Genomic DNA, 16,228 nt, shown 5'->3' with positions numbered 1-16,228 from the left:
GTCACGCTGCCAGCGCGTATCCATCCTTACCGCCGTTTCGGGCGACGATCGAGATCGGCTGGGTCTCGGCCGTCGGCACACTGCGCTGGGACAGCTCGCCGATCCCGACCTCGACATCAAGCTCGAGCTTTTCGATCGCCAATTGTCGGATCAAGGTTTCAGCGGTCGGATCGAACTCGATCTCGCCGCGCTCCCAACGCCCGATCGACTGCTTGTCGCGATGAACGAGCTGGGCGAGTTCGGCTTGGGTGAGACCGAGCTCGGTCCTTAAGAATCGCAGCTCGGCGCCGCTCATCCCCTTCCCATGCAGGACGATGCCTTCAGCGATCACGCGATGGAGCTCGTTGATCGCCGGAACGGTGACGACATCGTCGCCATCGTCGTCGCGCTCGATCCGGATCCCATCGATGAAGACGTTGTCCAATCCGCTCTCAGTGTAATGATGCACCATGTCAATCTCCTAGGATCGAGCCGGCTCGGGTGGCGTCCTCATCGACCCACATGATGGTGACGATCTTGATGAGGGGGCCCCGTTCGTCGGGAATGACGACAAGCCGAACCTGTCGGCCACCGCTGTTCGGCGTCCGACTCTCGATGCAGTATTTGTAATAACCAACGCGCGTGGCCGGCACCGCCGCCTCATGAACAAAGCCGTTCTTGAGAACGTAGAGAACGTCACCGACGATCAGCCCGCGCTCCGCCATGCGCTCACGCGCATGGAGCTTGTAGGTCAGCGCGAGAGTCTTCGCTTTTGCAAAACGCCGAATGCCATTGGTCGCCTCCGTCGGTGTCCATGCCTTTGCCTGCGTCACGACGTCTGTCCTGCCACGCCAGCTCGGCTTCGAGAGGAACATATATCATGGTGATACACGTTGGTAGACCCTTTTTCGTTACAAGTTCGTTATTGCTCCTAACTCCATTCCCGATCGATCTCAATCAATGATACTCATATCGCTATTCAAGCGGAATTTTATTCGAACGGCTTCCGTCGGCAGTCCTTTCGCGTCAGAGGTTGAAGCAGCGCCGTCCAATTGATTTTCCCACACCGCTGCCGCATCTCTTCGCCCATGGATACGCCGATCTATAAAATCGTTCCGCGCCCGCTTTGGCGGGAGGCCGAGGCAAAGGGCCGCTTCGAGGGAGCACCCGTCGATCTGAAGGATGGCTACATCCATTTCTCGACCGGGGCGCAGGTGCGCGAGACGGCCGAGCGGCATTTTTCGGGCGAGGACGATCTTCTCCTCCTTGCGATCGACGCGGACGCGCTGGGCGATGCGTTGAAGTGGGAACGCTCGCGCGGCGGCCAGCTGTTTCCGCATCTTTACGGACCGCTGCCCCTCGATAGGGTTCTTTGGGCCGAGGACCTGCCGCTCGCGCCCGACGGCCATCACACCTTCCCGGCCAGCGTGCGATGAGCGCACTCTATCGCCTGGCGCGGCCGGCCCTCTTCCGGCTCGATCCCGAACGCGCGCACGACCTGTCCCTTGCCGCACTCCGAAAAGGTCTCGTCAAAGGCGGCAAGGTGCCGGTCGACGACAGGCTCCGCACGAAAGTCGCCGGGATCGCCTTTCCCAATCCGATCGGCCTTGCGGCCGGTTACGACAAGGATGCGATGGTGCCGGACGCGTTGTTGCGGCTCGGCTTCGGCTTTGTCGAAGTGGGTACGCTGACGCCCCGCCCCCAGGACGGCAATCCGAAGCCTCGCCTGTTCCGGCTTCCCGAATATCAGGCAGTAATCAACCGCTTCGGCTTCAACAATTGCGGCCATGCCGACGCGGTGGAGCGCCTCGCCTTGCGCCAGCGCAAGCCCGGTATCGTCGGCGTCAATATCGGCGCGAACAAGGACGCGGCCGATCGGGTCGCCGACTATGTGGAAGGGGTGACGCGTTTTGCCCCCCTTGCCCGCTATCTCACCGTCAATGTCTCTTCGCCCAATACGCCGGGCCTGCGCGGCCTGCAGGCAGCGGACGAGCTCGACCGGCTGCTCAATCATGTGGTCGCGGCAAGGAACGGCGAAGCCGCCGTTTCGGCATCGGCCAAGGTCCCGGTTTTCCTGAAAGTGGCGCCGGATCTCACCCGATCGGCGATCGGCGAGATCGCGGAGGTCGCCAAGCGCCGCAAAATCGACGGGCTTATCGTCAGCAATACGACGCTCTCTCGCGAAGGCGTCGAGGCCCATGATCATGGACAGGAGACCGGCGGCCTGTCCGGTCGTCCGCTCTATGACCAATCGACCATGGTGCTCGCCCTCTTCCGCAAGGCGCTCGGAGGGGACATGCCGCTCATCGGTGTCGGCGGGGTCTTCGATGCGACGGATGCGATCGGCAAGATCGAGGCCGGCGCCGACCTCGTCCAGATCTATTCAGGCCTCGTCTATGGCGGACCGGGCCTGCCGGCCGCGATTCTTCGCGGGCTCCTCGCGCATATCGAAGCGGAAGAAATGGGCAATGTCGCGGCCTTGCGCGATCGGCGTTTGGACGAAATCGTGGAGCGCGCCGACCTTCCCGCTTGAAGGCTTACGGAGACGGAACGCGCAAAGCCGTCGTCAGATCGACAGGCCGCTTAACAGCCGCACCAGTTCAGCCTGGCGCGAGGCGCCCGTCTTTGCAAAGACCGCTTTCAGCTGGGTGCGCACCGTCGCCGGCGATAGACCGGCGCCGGTGGCCAGATCCTGGGGCGTGCGCCCTTCGGCAACGCCCCTAGCGACCCTTGCTTCGGCGGGCGTCAGGTCGAAAAGCCCCTGAATGAGGTCGGCGCTCGGGATCTTGGCGTTGGTCGCGCGGGTCATGATCATGATCCAGCTGGCGAAGGCGAACAGGTGCCGAGCCTCCCGGCAGACGGGGACCAGATGGGCGATCATCGGCGCCTCCTCCGGCCCGGGCCGCAGAGCGATCGAGCGCACAGTGCTCGCATTTTGCGAGGATAGCGCGATGTCGAGCAGCGCATCCGCCCCCGCATCACGGAAGGTGAGCCGCGTCTGTCGATCCTCGACGATGCGCGGAATGAGCGGTTCGAACAGGGCGTTGACCGCCATCAGCCGATTGCCAAAGGACAGGACGGCCGCCGGCAGTCCGATCAACGACAAGGTTTCGGTCGCGACCTGCGCCTGTTCGACGGCAAAACGTCCCGACAGAACGGCCGCGCGCGCAAGATGCGGTCTCAGAGCATCGAGCCTTGCGACGACCGCTTGCGAAAACGGACCATCCTCGCGCCGCCCTTCGATCGAATAGACCAGATGATCGCCGCTCGGGACGCGGATGGGCGTCCCGACACAGAAGCCCACGCCTCGCGGCCACAGAAAGTCGCGATAGAGCGGCAACTCGCTGAAATCGATATCGCCGAGAAAGTCCTGTTCGCGCATGAAGCCCGGATAGTCCAGGCGCCCGCCGATCAGGGTTCGCACATCGATGTCCGGCTGTCCGAGCTCGGCGAAATCGGCCAAGAGCTGGTTCATGAAGTCCGTGGCGACCCAGCGCATGCCATTGGGATCGGCGGTAAAGAGCCCTGCGCCGATACCGCCCGAAACCTGACAAAGCTCTTCCAGAACCGAGGGCCAAAGGTCCGGAACGAAGGCCGCCTCGTAGATGCGCCCCAAAAGGTCTTGGTCACCTGCGAACAGTGTCATCAATCGGTCTGTTTCAAAAAGCTCGATATAAATACTCTAAAAAAGCTATGGCAGAAATTCCCTAAGGCATCCCCCAAATGGAGGATGACGTGGCACTCGCATGGCGCGAATGTAGATCAGCCGATAGGCTCACCTCCGAGGGCGGCGATGCGCCCACCGCCAAGCTGCCCCAAATTCGGCGCTCAGGCGCGTCACACGACGCCTCTTTTGAGACGGCGTCGGCCCTCGGGGGGATTATCCTTTCATCGAAAACGCGCGCAATACGGCGCTGGGCCTTCGGAAGCCATCTATTCGATGGCCGCCCGGCTCAGGCCATCGCCAGTTCGCCCTCGCGCGATTTCTTCACCTCGCGCCGCTTGTTGACGAGCGTCGCGGTAATCACGCCGAGCGTCACGAGGCCCACCAGGATTGTGCAGACGGCATTGATCTCCGGCGTGACGCCAAGCCGCACCTGGCTGTAGATCTTCATGGGCAAGGTCGTCGCGCCTGGGCCGGAGGTGAAGCTCGCAATCACCAGATCGTCGAGGGACAGGGTGAAGGCGAGCATCCAGCCAGCGATGACCGCTGGCCAGACGACGGGCAACGTCACAAAGAGAAAGGTTCGCGCAGGCGTTGCGCCAAGATCCATCGCCGCCTCTTCCAAAGAGCGATCGAAGGACAGGAGGCGCGATTGCACGACCACCGCCACGAAGCACATGGAAAAGGTGACATGGGCGAGGGTCACGGTCCAAAAACCGCGATCGAAATCGATGGCGACGAAGAGAAGCAGGAGCGACAGGCCGGTGATCACCTCGGGCATGACGAGGGGCGCATAGACCATGCCGGTGAAGAGCACGCGCCCGCGAAAGCGCGTGTAACGCGTCAAGGCGACGGCGGCGAGCGTGCCGAGGATCGTGGCGACGGTGGCCGATAAGAGCCCCACCCGCAAGGTCACCCAGGCCGCGTCGAGAAGCCCGCGATTGGAGAAGAGCTGCCCATACCAGCGGGTCGAGAAGCCGCCCCAAACGGTCACGAGCTGGGAGGCGTTGAAGGAATAGATCACCAGAATGACGATCGGCAGATAGAGAAAGGCGAAGCCGATCACCACCGAGGCGATGTTGAAGCCGGTCCAGCCCTTGTTCATCGGCTCGCCTCCTGCCGGTCCTGAATGCGCTGGAAGATCACGATCGGAACAACGAGGATGAGCAGAAGGATGATCGCCACGGCCGAAGAGACCGGCCAGTCGCGATTGTTGAAGAACTCCATCCAGAGCGTCTTGCCGATCATCAGCGTGCGCGAGCCGCCGAGAAGATCGGGAATGACGAACTCACCCACCGCCGGGATGAAGACGAGGAACGCACCGGCGAGAACGCCGCGTAGGGAGAGCGGAAAGGTGATCGTCCAAAAGGCACGCAGCGGCGTCGAGCCGAGATCGGCCGCCGCCTCCAACAGACGGCCGTCCATCTTGTCGAGATTGGCGAAGATCGGCAGCACCATGAAGGGCAAATAGGAATAGACGATGCCGATATAGATCGCGACGGGCGTGTTGGTGATGATCAAGGGCGCATCAATGACGCCCAGGAAGAACAAAAACTGGTTCAGAAGACCTTCTGGCTTCAAAATGCCGATCCAAGCATAGACGCGAATGAGAAAGCTCGTCCAGAACGGCAGGATGACGAGCATGAGAAGCAGCGGCTTCATCCGCTGCGGCGCCCGCGCCATGCCATAGGCCAGCGGATAGCCGATCGCGAGCGTCAGAACGGTCGAGATCGCCGCGATCTTCAGGCTTTCCAGATAGGAAGTGATGTAGAGCGAGTCGCTCGCGATCCAGAGATAGTTCTCGAAGGTGAACTGCCGGATGCCGTCGAGCCAGGTCGAGATATCGCCGAAGGTCGGCGTATAGGGCGGGATCGCCGTTGCGATCGTCGAGACGGAAATCTTCAGGACGATTAGAAAGGGAATGAGGAAGAGCGCGAGGAGCCAGAGATAGGGCAGGCCGATGGCGACCCGCCGGAAGACTCCCTTGCCCATGCCGCTTGCCGCCATGGACCTCTACCTCACCAGAACCAGACCGGCGTCGGGCGCGAAGGAGGCCCAGGCGCGCTCGTGCCAGGTGAGCTGAAGCGGGCTCGACCGCGCCCGGTTGACCATCGAGACCCGCAAGATCGAGCCATCGTCGAGCTTGAGATGGAAGAGGGTCATGTCGCCGATATAGGCGATCTCCCACACCTCGCCGCTGAAGACGTTCGGGCCATCCAGAGGCTCGGCCGAGATGATCAGTTTTTCAGGTCGCACCGCATACCAGGCGGTGGAGCCCGCCTCGGCCGCGCCGCCATTGTCGGCCTCGATCACCCCGCCGGAAGGCGTTTCGAGCGTGACGCGCTCGCCGGTCTTCTTGGCGACCTTGCCCTCGAAGATGTTCACCGAGCCGACGAAATCGGCCACGAAACGCGAGCTTGGCGCCTCGTAGATCTCCGGCGGCGTACCGATCTGGCGGATATGGCCCTGATCCATGACCGCGATGCGGTCGGCCATGGTCATCGCCTCCTCCTGATCATGGGTGACCATGATGAAGGTCATTCCGAGATCATATTGCAGATCGGTCAGCTCGAATTGGGTCTCTTCGCGCAGCTTCTTGTCCAAGGCGCCGAGAGGCTCGTCGAGCAGAAGCACCTTCGGCCGCTTGGCGAGCGAGCGGGCGAGCGCCACGCGCTGCTGCTGGCCGCCGGAGAGCTGGTCTGGCTTGCGATTGGCGAAGCGCTCCATCTTCACGAGCTTCAGAACCTCGGCGATCCGGTCCTCACGCTCGGATTTGGCCATGCCGTCCTGTTTGAGGCCGAAGGCGATGTTCTTGGCGACACTCATATGCGGAAACAGCGCATAGGATTGGAACATCATATTGACCGGCCGCCGATAGGGCGGAATGCCGGTCAAATCTTCTCCATCGAGAACGATGCGTCCCTTGGTCGGCCTTTCGAAGCCGGCGAGCATGCGCAGAAGCGTCGATTTCCCGCAGCCCGAGGCGCCAAGAAGCGCGAAGAATTCCCGCGTATAGATATCGAGGGAAAGGTCATCGACGGCGGTGAAGCCGTCGAAGGTCTTGGTCACGTTCTCGAAGCGGATCAGCGGCTTCTCGGACGGGTCCGCCCAGGGGGCGAAGCTCTTTCGGATCGAGCCGAGGGACTGGGTCTTCATGGGCGGAGCGCGAAGGAACCGGGCCTATTGGCCGGTCACGACGCGGGTCCAGAGCCGCGTCTGCAGGCGCTGCTCGCGCGGGCCCTTGGGCTGAACCGCGAACAGGCGCTGACGCGTCTCCTTGTCGGGATAGACGCTGGGGTCGTTGAGGATGGCCGGCTCGACGAATTCGTCAGCCGCCGCATTGCCATTGGCGTAGTTCACGAAGTTCGTCGCCTTGGCGATGACCTCGGGCCTCATCATGTAATTGATGAACTCGTAGGCTTCCTCCGTGTGCGGCGCATCGGCCGGGATCGCCATATTGTCGACCCAGATGACCGCACCCTCCTTGGGGATCACATATTGGATCTCGACGCCCTGTCCGGCTTCCGCAGCCCGGTCGCGCGACTGCAGAATGTCGCCGGACCAGCCATGGGCCATGCAGATGTCGCCGTTGGCCAGTGCCTCGATATATTCGGAGGAATGGAATTTGCGAACATAGGGCCGGATCGACAGAAGCAGATCCTCAGCCTTCTGCAGGTCGTCCGGATTATCGGAATTGGGATCGAGACCGAGATAGTTGAGTGCTGCGGGCACCACCTCTTCGGGCGTGTTCAGCATATAGATGCCGCAGTCGGACAGCTTCTCGGCAAGCTCGGGCTTGAAGAGAAGATCCCAGCTATTGAGCGGCTGGTCCTCGCCGAGCCGCTCCTTCACCATTTTCGAATTGATGCCAAGCCCGGTCGTGCCCCACATATAGTTCACGGCATGCTCATTTCCGGGATCATACATGGCGAGGCGCTCAAGGATGTCGGGATCGAGATTGTCCCAATTGGACAGTTTCGACTTGTCGAGTTCCTGAAACACGCCGGCATTGATCTGGCGGGCCAGGAAGGTCCCGGTCGGCACAACCACGTCGTAGCCCGTGCCACCGGCGAGCAGCTTCGTCTCCAGGATTTCGTTCGAATCAAAGACGTCGTAGACGACCTTGATCCCGGTCTCCTTGGTGAAGTCGGACAGAATCGATTCGTCGATATAGTCGGACCAATTATAGACGTTGACGACACGTTCCTGCGCGCTTGCGGGGCTTGATAGGCCGATTATGGCCGACAGCGCGGCGATCGCGCCGAGTGCCGTTCCGAATGCGTGGAAATTGCGTTTCACCAAAACGTCTGCCTCCGAATTGCCGTCGCCGTCATGCCGGCGCAAGCCCTCGAAAGGAATCACGCGGCAGAACTCGCTCCTTCTCGTCTGAAGAGAGTGTGCAACGCTCGGACGGCAAGGGCAAGGCTTTGCTTTGCCCTTAAGCAAAGCGAACGGATGCCCATTCAAATGCCAATTCGTGACCCGGAGCCGAAGCTCCCGCCCCGGCCACGGCTCAGTGTCTCGCCTCACCGCGATCGACGTGGAACGAATATCAGCGTGCGGTCGGCAAAGGGTGGACGAATGTTACGCAGCGTCCTTTTCAAGGCCGGGTAGGCGTCCTTCATCCACGGCGAAACAGGCGACATCGCTCGCCCCATGGCGCTTGAGCAGCGGTCGCTCGGATCGGCAGCGATCATTCGCATAAGGGCAGCGCGGATTGAAGGAACAGCCAGGCGGTGGATTGAAGGGCGACGGCAGTTCGCCTGTCAGCCGGATACGCTCGCCGCGATCTTCGGGCCGTGTAGCGGGCGTCGCCGAGAGGAGCGCCCGTGTATAAGGGTGCTTCGGCTCGGCATAGAGCACGTCCTTGGGCGCGATCTCCACAGGCCGGCCGAGATACATGACCATCACCCTGTTCGCCACATGCTTCACGACTGAGAGGTCGTGGCTGATGAAGATATAGGTGAGGTTCAGCCGCTCCTGGAGATCGGCGAGAAGATTGAGAATCTGCGCTTGGATCGAGACGTCGAGGGCCGAGACCGGCTCGTCGAGAACGAGGATCTTCGGCTCCAGCATGAGCGCGCGGGCGATCGCGATGCGCTGACGCTGGCCGCCGGAGAACATATGCGGATAGCGGCCGTAATGCTCAGGGCGCAGGCCGACCTCGGCGAGCATCGCCTCGGCCTTTTTCCGCCGCTCGCCGGCGGACAGCTTGGTGTTGATCTTCAGCGGCTCTTCCAGGATCGCGCCGACCTTCTGGCGCGGATTGAGCGCGCCATAGGGATTCTGGAAGACGATCTGGACGATGGAGCGCAGGCGCTTGGCATCGCTTCCGGCGCCGCTTGCCGCGATCGTCACGCCATCGATGACGAGTTCGCCTTCGCTGGGGGATTCGATCATCGTCAGGATGCGGGCGAGGGTCGACTTGCCGCAGCCCGATTCCCCGACAATGGCGAGGGTCTCGCCCTCCTGAACGGTGAAACTCGCCTCCTTGACGGCCTTGAGCTCCAGCGGCTTGGCGAAGACCCCACGTTTGACTTCGTAGATCTGGCTGAGATCCTTGGCGGTGACGATCGCGTTCACGCGGCTTCTCCGACGGCTTCAAGGGGATAATGGCAGAGCGCTTCGCCGAGGCTGGCGGGCTGGCGAGGCGGCACGATGGTGCGGCAGCGATCGTCGGCGCGCGGGCAGCGGGGGTTAAACAGGCAGCCGTTTGGCCGGTCGCCCTGCCCCGGCACAACGCCCGGAATGGTCGGCAGGCGCTTGCCCGTCGCTCGCTCGGGGATCGCCGAAAGGAGCGCGGCCGTATAGGGATGGTGGGGATGATCGAACAGCGTCGAGACCTTTTGGCGCTCGACCTGCTGACCGGCATATTGAACCACGACACGCTGGGCGGTCTCGGCGACGACGCCCATATCGTGGGTGATGAGGATCATCGCCATGCCCTGGCTTTTCTGCAGATCGACCAGAAGATCGAGGATTTGCGCCTGGATGGTGACGTCGAGGGCGGTCGTCGGCTCGTCGGCGATGAGGAGCTTTGGATTGCAGGCCATGGCCATGGCGATCATCACGCGCTGGCTCATGCCACCCGACAGCTGATGCGGAAAGGCCGACAGGCGGCGCTCGGGCTCGGGGATCCCGACCTGCGACAAGAGCTCGACGGCCCGCGTCTTGCGCGCGCTTCTGTCGAGACCGAGATGAACCTTCAGAGATTCCTTGATCTGATGGCCGACCGTGAAGCAGGGATTGAGCGAACTCATCGGCTCCTGAAAGATCATGGCGACGTCCTTGCCGATGATCTTGCGCCGTTGACGGGCACCGAGCGCCCGCATGTCGCGGCCTTCAAAGGCGATCTCGTCGGCGGTCACGGTTGCAGATGGCGGCAAAAGGCCCATCAGACCAAGCATGGCGACCGACTTGCCGGAGCCCGACTCCCCGACAATGCCGAGCACTTCGCCCGGCTCGACGGCGAGATCGACGCCATCGACGGCCTTGAACGGGCCGGAGGCTGTGGCGAAGGTGACCGACAGGTTGCGGATAGAGAGAAGGGGCATTATCTTTCGTCCGATCGCGTTTGAACCGGAGCATCGCCATGACTGGCCCCGTACTCCCGCTTATCTGAATGTTCGAAGGGGTGAAGCAAAGGCTTCAACTCATTATCAATCGCCTCAAGTTTTTGTTTTAGTTTGCTGCATGCCCTGTCGTCGATGATACGCGACAGGCTTTTTAGTGCGTTGCGTGCCTCTGCCGCCTCTTTATCAAATGGTACCATTCCAGCACCGCGCGATGCCGCTCGTCGATCGAGCGAAAGCTGGTACAGAAAGTCCTTGCCGGCAGCGACAAGTTCTTCCGTCGTCTGAAAAAGCGACGTCACCGCGAGCTTTTTTCGCTCAAACGGCAAATCGGCGAAGTCATCCGACCCAAGCTTTTCATATTGGGCAACCCAAAACTGATCCAGAGTGACATAGCGGTGGAATGCCGCAATCACCCTTGGACCGTAGCGATAGGCGGTTTGCCTGAAAGCCTCATAGGACCGTGTATCGTAGGACGACACGAGGTAGAATCGGAACGGCTTTTTCCGGCTTGTCCTCGATAGTCGTTCGATCAGCGTCGGCAGCGCCGCCTTCGGAAAATGCTCTTCCACACTTGAGATCCGCGATGCTGTCTCGGTCATGACCCAGACCATCGCCTCGCGCTCGCGTTTTTCCTGCCGCCACGAATCCGTGAGAGCTTCGATACCTTTTTTGCCGAGCCATGCACCCGCTCCCACGATGGCCGCTCCCAGGAGGCTGTCTTTGCTGAAGACGGTCTGCACGAAGGAAAGAGGCTCGACAGGCGCAGTCGGACGAGCTGTCAATACGTCCCAATAAGCTGAAAAAGCATCATTCAGCATTGAATGCTCCTAGCGGGAACGAGAATAAACTCTGACACAGCGCATTCACTCGCCGCACCCCTATGAATCAACTCCGCTTCATCTTCGGATCGAGCGCGTCGCGAAGTCCGTCGCCGACGAGATTGATGGCGAGCACCGTCACCAGGATGGCAAGGCCTGGAAAGGTCACCACCCACCAGGCGCGCAGGATGAATTCGCGCGCTTCGGCAAGCATGGTGCCCCATTCGGGCGTCGGCGGCTGGGCTCCCATGCCGAGAAAGCCGAGGGCGGCCGCATCGAGGATCGCGTTCGAGAAGGATAGCGTCGCTTGAACGATGAGCGGCCCAAGGCAGTTCGGCAGGATCGTCACCACCATGAGGCGGAGAGGCGAAGCCCCGACGACCCGCGCGGCGGTGACATATTCCCGGTTCTTCTCCGCCATCACCGAAGCCCTCGTCAGCCGCACGAAATGGGGCTGAAGCACCAGCGAGATCGCGATCATCGCATTGACGAGGCCAGGGCCGAGCACGGCGACGAGAACGAGGGCGAGAAGCAGCGAGGGAAAGGCGAGGATGATGTCCATCACCCGCATGATCACCGTATCGACCCAGCCGCCCACATAGCCGGCGATGAGACCAACGGCGATGCCGACGGTGACAGCGATGACCACCACGACGACGCCGATGAAGAGCGAATATTGCGCCCCGAAGATCAGGCGCGAAAGGATGTCGCGCCCGACCGCGTCCGTGCCGAGAAGATAGGCGGTCGAGCCGCCCTCCTGCCAGAAGGGCGGGATGAGCAGCGCGTTGCGGTTCTGCAGAACAGGCGAATGGGGCGCGATCAGCGGCGCGGCCAATGCGATCAAAACGATGGCGATGAAAACGACAAGGCCGACCACCGCGCCCTTGTTCTCGGAAAAGTAATACCAGAACTCGGCGAGCATCTGCCGCCGCATGCTCTTCGCGGGCTCGCGGTCCGGCACGTCGGCTCCGACCCCCTCGCCTGCTTCCTGTGCTTCGATATGGCTCATCGTCGCCTCCTCAAATTTAGCGGGCGCGCACGCGCGGATTGATGACGCCGTAAAGGACGTCGACGACGAGATTGACGATCATGATGACGAGGGCGATGAGCAGCAGCCCGCCCTGGACCACCGGATAGTCCCGGCGGAAGACACTATCGACCATCCATTTGCCGATGCCCGGCCAGGAGAAGATCGTCTCCGTCAGGATGGCACCCGCCATCAAGACGCCGACCTGCAGGCCGATCGTGGTGATCACCGGGATCATGGCGTTGCGCAAGGCGTGAACGCCGACGACGCGGAAGCGGCTGAGGCCCTTGGCGCGCGCGGTGCGCACATAGTCCTCGCCCAGCACCTCGAGCATGGCCGAGCGCGTCTGGCGGGCGATGACGGCGAGCGGGATCGTCGCGAGCACCACCGAGGGCAGGATCAGATGCGACAGCGCCGAGGTGAAGGCCCCCTCCTGACCGGATAGGAGGCTGTCGATCAGCATGAAGCCGGTGACCTGCGGGAAATAGTAGAGCAGCGAGATGCGACCCGAGACCGGCGTCCAGCCGAGCGTTCCCGAAAACAGGATGATGAGAAGAAGACCCCACCAGAAGATCGGCATGGAATAGCCGACAAGAGCCGCGCCCATGGTGATCTGGTCGAACCAGGAGCCGCGCTTGACCGCTGCGAAGACACCCGCCGGCACGCCGATCGCCACCGCGATGACGATGGCGCAGAAGGACAGTTCAAGCGTTGCGGGAAACAGGGTGAAGAATTCGCCTGCGACACCGCGCTTCGTCACAATTGAGGTGCCGAAATCGCCGGTGAAGAGGCCGAAGAGATAATCGAGATATTGCACGATCAGCGGTCGGTCATAGCCGAGCTGCGCCATGATCTGCGCATGACGCTCCGGGTCCATCACCCGTTCGCCGGCCATCAGCGCCACCGGATCGCCCGGCAGCAGCCGAATGAAGGCGAAGGCGACGATCGACACGCCGATGAATGTCGGGATGAGCACGAGGACGCGCGATAGGAAGAAGCGCAGCATGGGCTGTCCGCTCTCCGATTCGGGGGTTCACGCCATTCTTGCCGCGCAGATCCAGAGCCTTCTCGCCAAGCCCATCGTCGCCGGATGGAATAGACGGGCGTCTACGAAAGGCCCGGATCGATCGCTACTACGGCCGCAGCGCTTCGAACCCGCAGGATTGTCAGGAAACAGGTCGAGGACGGGTAAGCCTTCGGGCCACCCGTCCTCGACCTTGATCGTCAAATCCGCCGCAAAGCCGAAATAGGCTTTTCAGCGGTCAAAAGCCCTTACTCGGCCAAATCGACACCATCGAAGCGGTGATAACCGAGCGGATCCTGAACGAAGTTCTGAACCGACTTCTGCATCGGCATAACCACGGTGGAATGGTCGATCGTCAGCCAGGGCGCCTCACGCTTGAAGACCTCCTGGGCCTGTTCGTAGAGCTTGGCGCGCTCGCCCTGGTCGGATATTTCCTTCGCCTTCGAGACGAGTGCGTCAAATTCCTCATTGCACCATTGGGCGCGGTTGTTGCCGCCAACCGCGTCGCAGCCGAGCAGCGTGTCGAGGAAGTTGTCCGGATCGCCATTGTCGCCGGTCCAGCCAAGCATCACCGCGCCGTCGCGGTCCTTGGCCTTGGACTTGTCGAGATACTCGCCCCATTCATAGGAGACGACCTCGGAGTTGACGCCGATCTTCTGAAGATCGGCCTGCATCAGCTCGGCCGCACGCCGGGCGTTCAGCATATAGGGCCGCGAAACCGGCATGGCCCAGATCTTCATGGAGAGATCGGTGACGCCCGCCTCTTCCAGCATCTTCTTGGCGGCCTCCGGATCGTAAGGATCGTCCTTGATGGCGTCGTTATAGGACCACATCGTCGGCGGGATCGGGTTCTTGGCCGGCACGGCCGCACCCTGGAACACGGCGTCGATGATCGCTTCCTTGTTGATCGCCATGTTCAGCGCCTTGCGAACCTCGACCTTATCGAAGGGCGCCTGGGTCGTGTTGTAGGCCATATAGGCAACGTTCAGACCCTCCTGCTCCAGAACATTGAGGGCATCATTGTCCTTCATCGAAGCAACATCGGCCGCATTCGGATAGGGCATGATCTGGCATTCGTTGGCGAGCAGCTTCTGGGCGCGCACCGAGGCGTCGGAGGTGATGGCAAAGACCAGATCGTCGATCGGCTGCTTGCCAGCCCAATAGTCGGGATGGGCCTTGTAGCGGATGACCGCGTCGGGCTGGTAAGCGACGAACTGGAACGGGCCGGTGCCAAGCGGCTGCTGGTTCAGCTGCTCCATATTGCCATTGGCTTCCAGCTGGTCCGCATATTCCTTCGACATGATCGAAGCGAAATCCATGGCGAGATCGGCTAGGAACGGCGCTTCGGGCCGGTTCAGCGTGAACTTCACCGTCAGATCGTCGACCTTCTCGATCGATTTGATCAGATCGGGAAAGCCCATGCCGTTGAAATATTCCCAGCTCGCGCCGGGAACATACTGATTCCAGGCATTGTCGCCGGAGAGTTGACGCTCGAAGGAATAGATCACGTCGTCGGCGTTCAGCGCGCGGGTCGGCGTGAAGAAGTCCGTGGTCTGGAACTTCACGTCGGGGCGCAGCTTAAACGTATATTCCGTGCCGTCCTCCGAGACCTCCCAGGATTCGGCCAGACCCGGCTCGATCTCCGTCGAGCCATGCTTGAACTCGACCAGACGGTTGTAGACGGCGCGGGACGAGGCATCGAAGGTCGTGCCGGCGGTATAGAGCGCCGGATCGAAGCCCTCGGGCGAGCCTTCCGAACAATAGACGAGCGTCTTGGCCGACGCTGCCGCCGTGCCGAAAGCAAGCGTCAGCGCGGTCGCGGCGAGTAGCCGGGAAATGAGTCTCATGAAGGACGATCTCCTGTCAGAACGGTCCGGCGGATTCTTGTCGTCCGCCGATCGCGCCATCCGACAGCTTTTGTCGCTCCTTCGCAACCCAATTTTTTGACCAGTCACTCAAAAACGATAGACGGCCCCGAGGAAGCGACGGGTCCGGTCTCCAGGCCCGACAGGGTTCTGGCCGCCATATCGCGATAAATTTCGGCATGCGGTCCGTCCGGTTCGGCCTGGACGATCGGCACGCCTTCGTCAGAGCGCACGCGGATATTCATGTCGAGGGGAACGGCGCCCAGAAACGGGACGGAGAGACGTCTGGCTTCCGCCTCCGCGCCCCCATGACCGAAGATGTCGTAGCGCGCGCCCGTGTCGGGGGCGATGAAATAGCTCATATTCTCGACGATGCCGAGAACGGGCACATCCACCTTTCGGAACATGGCGATGCCACGCCGGGCGTCGATCAGCGAGAGATCCTGCGGGGTCGAGACGATGACCGAGCCGGCGAGCGGCACCTGCTGGGCCATGGTCAGTTGCGCGTCGCCCGTGCCCGGCGGCATGTCGACGACGAGAATGTCGAGCGGTCCCCATTCGACCTCGCGCATCATCTGGGTCAGCGCGGAAACCACCATCGGCCCGCGCCAGATCATCGCCGTCTCCTCTTCGACGAGAAGGCCGATCGACATGGCCTTCAGACCATAGGCGTCGAGCGATTTGATCATCCGCCCGCCGGCCGATTGCGGCTTGTCCTTCAGCGCGAGAAGCCGAGGAATTGAGGGGCCATAGATGTCGGCGTCGAGAATGCCGACCTTCAGCCCGAGATCGCGCAGACCAAGGGCGAGATTGACCGCCGTCGTCGACTTGCCGACGCCGCCTTTGCCGGAAGCGACCGCGACGATGCGATCAATACCAGGAATGCCGGGCTTGGAAGTCTGCGGGCGACCGCCGCCCTGCGGCGGGGCGGGGCGAGCCGCAGGCTGGGCAGGCGCCGGCTGCGGTGCCCGCGAGGGCGTTCCGGCCTGTTTTTCGGCGGTGAGCGCGACCATCGCCTTCGTCACCCCCTGGATCGCCTCCACCCGGCGCTCGGCCTCCTGGCGGAAAGGCTCGAAGATCTGCGCCTTGTCGGCGGGGACCGTCAGGGAGAAGAACGCCTTGCCGTCGGCGATGAAGACGTCCGACAGAAGCCCGCGCGAGACCACGTCACCGGCTTTGTCGGGAGCTTCCATCGCTCTGAGGATATCGTGGATCTGGCCCTTGATGTCTTCCGCCACGGCTTGCTTGCCTTTCCGCTCGTCTCTGTCAGCTTGAT

The 16,228-nt window shown here is 61.9% G+C and carries 16 protein-coding genes; 2 read left to right on the top strand and 14 right to left on the bottom strand.

The window, feature by feature from the left end:
• Position 1: 1 nt before the first annotated feature.
• Positions 2–451 carry a helix-turn-helix domain-containing protein gene (locus B9A15_RS12840; RefSeq protein WP_244556938.1) on the bottom strand — a complete coding sequence of 150 codons (450 nt, stop codon included), beginning with the start codon at positions 449–451 and terminating at the stop codon, positions 2–4.
• 1 nt (position 452) lies between these two features.
• On the bottom strand, positions 453–812 hold the full coding sequence (locus tag B9A15_RS12835) for a DUF4258 domain-containing protein (RefSeq protein ID WP_170923283.1): 360 nt from the start codon (positions 810–812) through the stop codon (positions 453–455).
• 255 nt (positions 813–1,067) lie between these two features.
• On the opposite strand from B9A15_RS12835, the gene B9A15_RS12830 reads away from it, so the two are divergent.
• Positions 1,068–1,415 carry a DUF952 domain-containing protein gene (locus B9A15_RS12830; protein WP_084410488.1) on the top strand — a complete coding sequence of 116 codons (348 nt, stop codon included), beginning with the start codon at positions 1,068–1,070 and terminating at the stop codon, positions 1,413–1,415.
• Positions 1,412–2,512: a quinone-dependent dihydroorotate dehydrogenase gene (locus tag B9A15_RS12825; RefSeq protein WP_084410487.1), complete on the top strand. Its 1,101-nt coding sequence runs from the start codon at positions 1,412–1,414 to the stop codon at positions 2,510–2,512. The genes B9A15_RS12830 and B9A15_RS12825 overlap by 4 nt, the downstream gene beginning before the upstream one ends.
• A gap of 33 nt (positions 2,513–2,545) precedes the next feature.
• Here the strand turns inward: B9A15_RS12825 and B9A15_RS12820 are convergent, their stop codons facing one another.
• The 12 genes from B9A15_RS12820 to B9A15_RS12765 all read right to left on the bottom strand — a co-directional run bounded on the left by B9A15_RS12820 (position 2,546) and on the right by B9A15_RS12765 (position 16,190).
• Complete coding sequence (locus tag B9A15_RS12820) at positions 2,546–3,625, bottom strand: helix-turn-helix transcriptional regulator (RefSeq protein ID WP_084410486.1); 1,080 nt, start codon at positions 3,623–3,625, stop codon at positions 2,546–2,548.
• Between the two features lie 307 nt (positions 3,626–3,932).
• Complete coding sequence (locus B9A15_RS12815; RefSeq protein ID WP_084410485.1) at positions 3,933–4,748, bottom strand: ABC transporter permease; 816 nt, start codon at positions 4,746–4,748, stop codon at positions 3,933–3,935.
• Positions 4,745–5,635, bottom strand: a complete 891-nt coding sequence (locus B9A15_RS12810) for an ABC transporter permease subunit (RefSeq protein WP_084410484.1) — start codon at positions 5,633–5,635, stop codon at positions 4,745–4,747. Before B9A15_RS12810 ends, B9A15_RS12815 begins: the two co-directional genes overlap by 4 nt.
• 21 nt (positions 5,636–5,656) lie before the next feature.
• Complete coding sequence (locus B9A15_RS12805; protein WP_084410483.1) at positions 5,657–6,799, bottom strand: ABC transporter ATP-binding protein; 1,143 nt, start codon at positions 6,797–6,799, stop codon at positions 5,657–5,659.
• A gap of 24 nt (positions 6,800–6,823) precedes the next feature.
• Positions 6,824–7,900 (bottom strand): polyamine ABC transporter substrate-binding protein, encoded by a 1,077-nt coding sequence (locus B9A15_RS12800; RefSeq protein ID WP_139798377.1) that lies wholly within the window; start codon positions 7,898–7,900, stop codon positions 6,824–6,826.
• A gap of 327 nt (positions 7,901–8,227) precedes the next feature.
• Positions 8,228–9,226 (bottom strand): dipeptide ABC transporter ATP-binding protein, encoded by a 999-nt coding sequence (locus tag B9A15_RS12795; protein ID WP_084410482.1) that lies wholly within the window; start codon positions 9,224–9,226, stop codon positions 8,228–8,230.
• Entirely contained in the window at positions 9,223–10,197 is a 975-nt protein-coding gene (locus B9A15_RS12790) for an ABC transporter ATP-binding protein (protein WP_084410481.1), read from the bottom strand. Before B9A15_RS12790 ends, B9A15_RS12795 begins: the two co-directional genes overlap by 4 nt.
• A complete protein-coding gene (locus tag B9A15_RS12785) occupies positions 10,197–11,036 on the bottom strand; it encodes a hypothetical protein (RefSeq protein ID WP_084410480.1) in 840 nt (279 codons plus the stop codon). The genes B9A15_RS12790 and B9A15_RS12785 overlap by 1 nt, the downstream gene beginning before the upstream one ends.
• 67 nt (positions 11,037–11,103) lie before the next feature.
• The gene (locus B9A15_RS12780; protein WP_084410576.1) at positions 11,104–11,970 is read right to left on the bottom strand and encodes an ABC transporter permease subunit; all 867 of its coding nucleotides are present in this window, start codon (positions 11,968–11,970) and stop codon (positions 11,104–11,106) included.
• Positions 11,971–12,061: 91 nt separating this feature from the next.
• Positions 12,062–13,069 carry an ABC transporter permease subunit gene (locus tag B9A15_RS12775; RefSeq protein WP_084410479.1) on the bottom strand — a complete coding sequence of 336 codons (1,008 nt, stop codon included), beginning with the start codon at positions 13,067–13,069 and terminating at the stop codon, positions 12,062–12,064.
• A gap of 266 nt (positions 13,070–13,335) precedes the next feature.
• On the bottom strand, positions 13,336–14,934 hold the full coding sequence (locus B9A15_RS12770) for an ABC transporter substrate-binding protein (protein ID WP_084410575.1): 1,599 nt from the start codon (positions 14,932–14,934) through the stop codon (positions 13,336–13,338).
• A 104-nt stretch (positions 14,935–15,038) separates the two neighbouring features.
• A complete protein-coding gene (locus B9A15_RS12765; RefSeq protein WP_084410478.1) occupies positions 15,039–16,190 on the bottom strand; it encodes an Mrp/NBP35 family ATP-binding protein in 1,152 nt (383 codons plus the stop codon).
• Positions 16,191–16,228: the final 38 nt, after the last annotated feature.

Source organism: Fulvimarina manganoxydans (genome assembly GCF_900176465.1).
Lineage (GTDB): Bacteria > Pseudomonadota > Alphaproteobacteria > Rhizobiales > Rhizobiaceae > Fulvimarina > Fulvimarina manganoxydans.
This window is presented reverse-complemented; position numbering and strand designations above follow the sequence as displayed.

Excerpts from the sequence above, each read along its gene's own strand:
- B9A15_RS12815 (WP_084410485.1), bottom strand. The coding sequence starts at position 4,748 with ATGAACAAGGGCTGGACCGGCTTCAACATCGCCTCGGTGGTGATCGGC.
- B9A15_RS12790 (WP_084410481.1), bottom strand. The coding sequence starts at position 10,197 with ATGCCCCTTCTCTCTATCCGCAACCTGTCGGTCACCTTCGCCACAGCC.
- B9A15_RS12775 (WP_084410479.1), bottom strand. The coding sequence starts at position 13,069 with ATGCTGCGCTTCTTCCTATCGCGCGTCCTCGTGCTCATCCCGACATTC.
- B9A15_RS12780 (WP_084410576.1), bottom strand. The coding sequence starts at position 11,970 with ATGCGGCGGCAGATGCTCGCCGAGTTCTGGTATTACTTTTCCGAGAAC.
- B9A15_RS12785 (WP_084410480.1), bottom strand. The coding sequence starts at position 11,036 with ATGCTGAATGATGCTTTTTCAGCTTATTGGGACGTATTGACAGCTCGT.
- B9A15_RS12820 (WP_084410486.1), bottom strand. The coding sequence starts at position 3,625 with ATGACACTGTTCGCAGGTGACCAAGACCTTTTGGGGCGCATCTACGAG.
- B9A15_RS12770 (WP_084410575.1), bottom strand. The coding sequence starts at position 14,934 with ATGAGACTCATTTCCCGGCTACTCGCCGCGACCGCGCTGACGCTTGCT.
- B9A15_RS12805 (WP_084410483.1), bottom strand. The coding sequence starts at position 6,799 with ATGAAGACCCAGTCCCTCGGCTCGATCCGAAAGAGCTTCGCCCCCTGG.
- B9A15_RS12825 (WP_084410487.1), top strand. The coding sequence starts at position 1,412 with ATGAGCGCACTCTATCGCCTGGCGCGGCCGGCCCTCTTCCGGCTCGAT.
- B9A15_RS12830 (WP_084410488.1), top strand. The coding sequence starts at position 1,068 with ATGGATACGCCGATCTATAAAATCGTTCCGCGCCCGCTTTGGCGGGAG.
- B9A15_RS12810 (WP_084410484.1), bottom strand. The coding sequence starts at position 5,635 with ATGGGCAAGGGAGTCTTCCGGCGGGTCGCCATCGGCCTGCCCTATCTC.
- B9A15_RS12840 (WP_244556938.1), bottom strand. The coding sequence starts at position 451 with ATGGTGCATCATTACACTGAGAGCGGATTGGACAACGTCTTCATCGAT.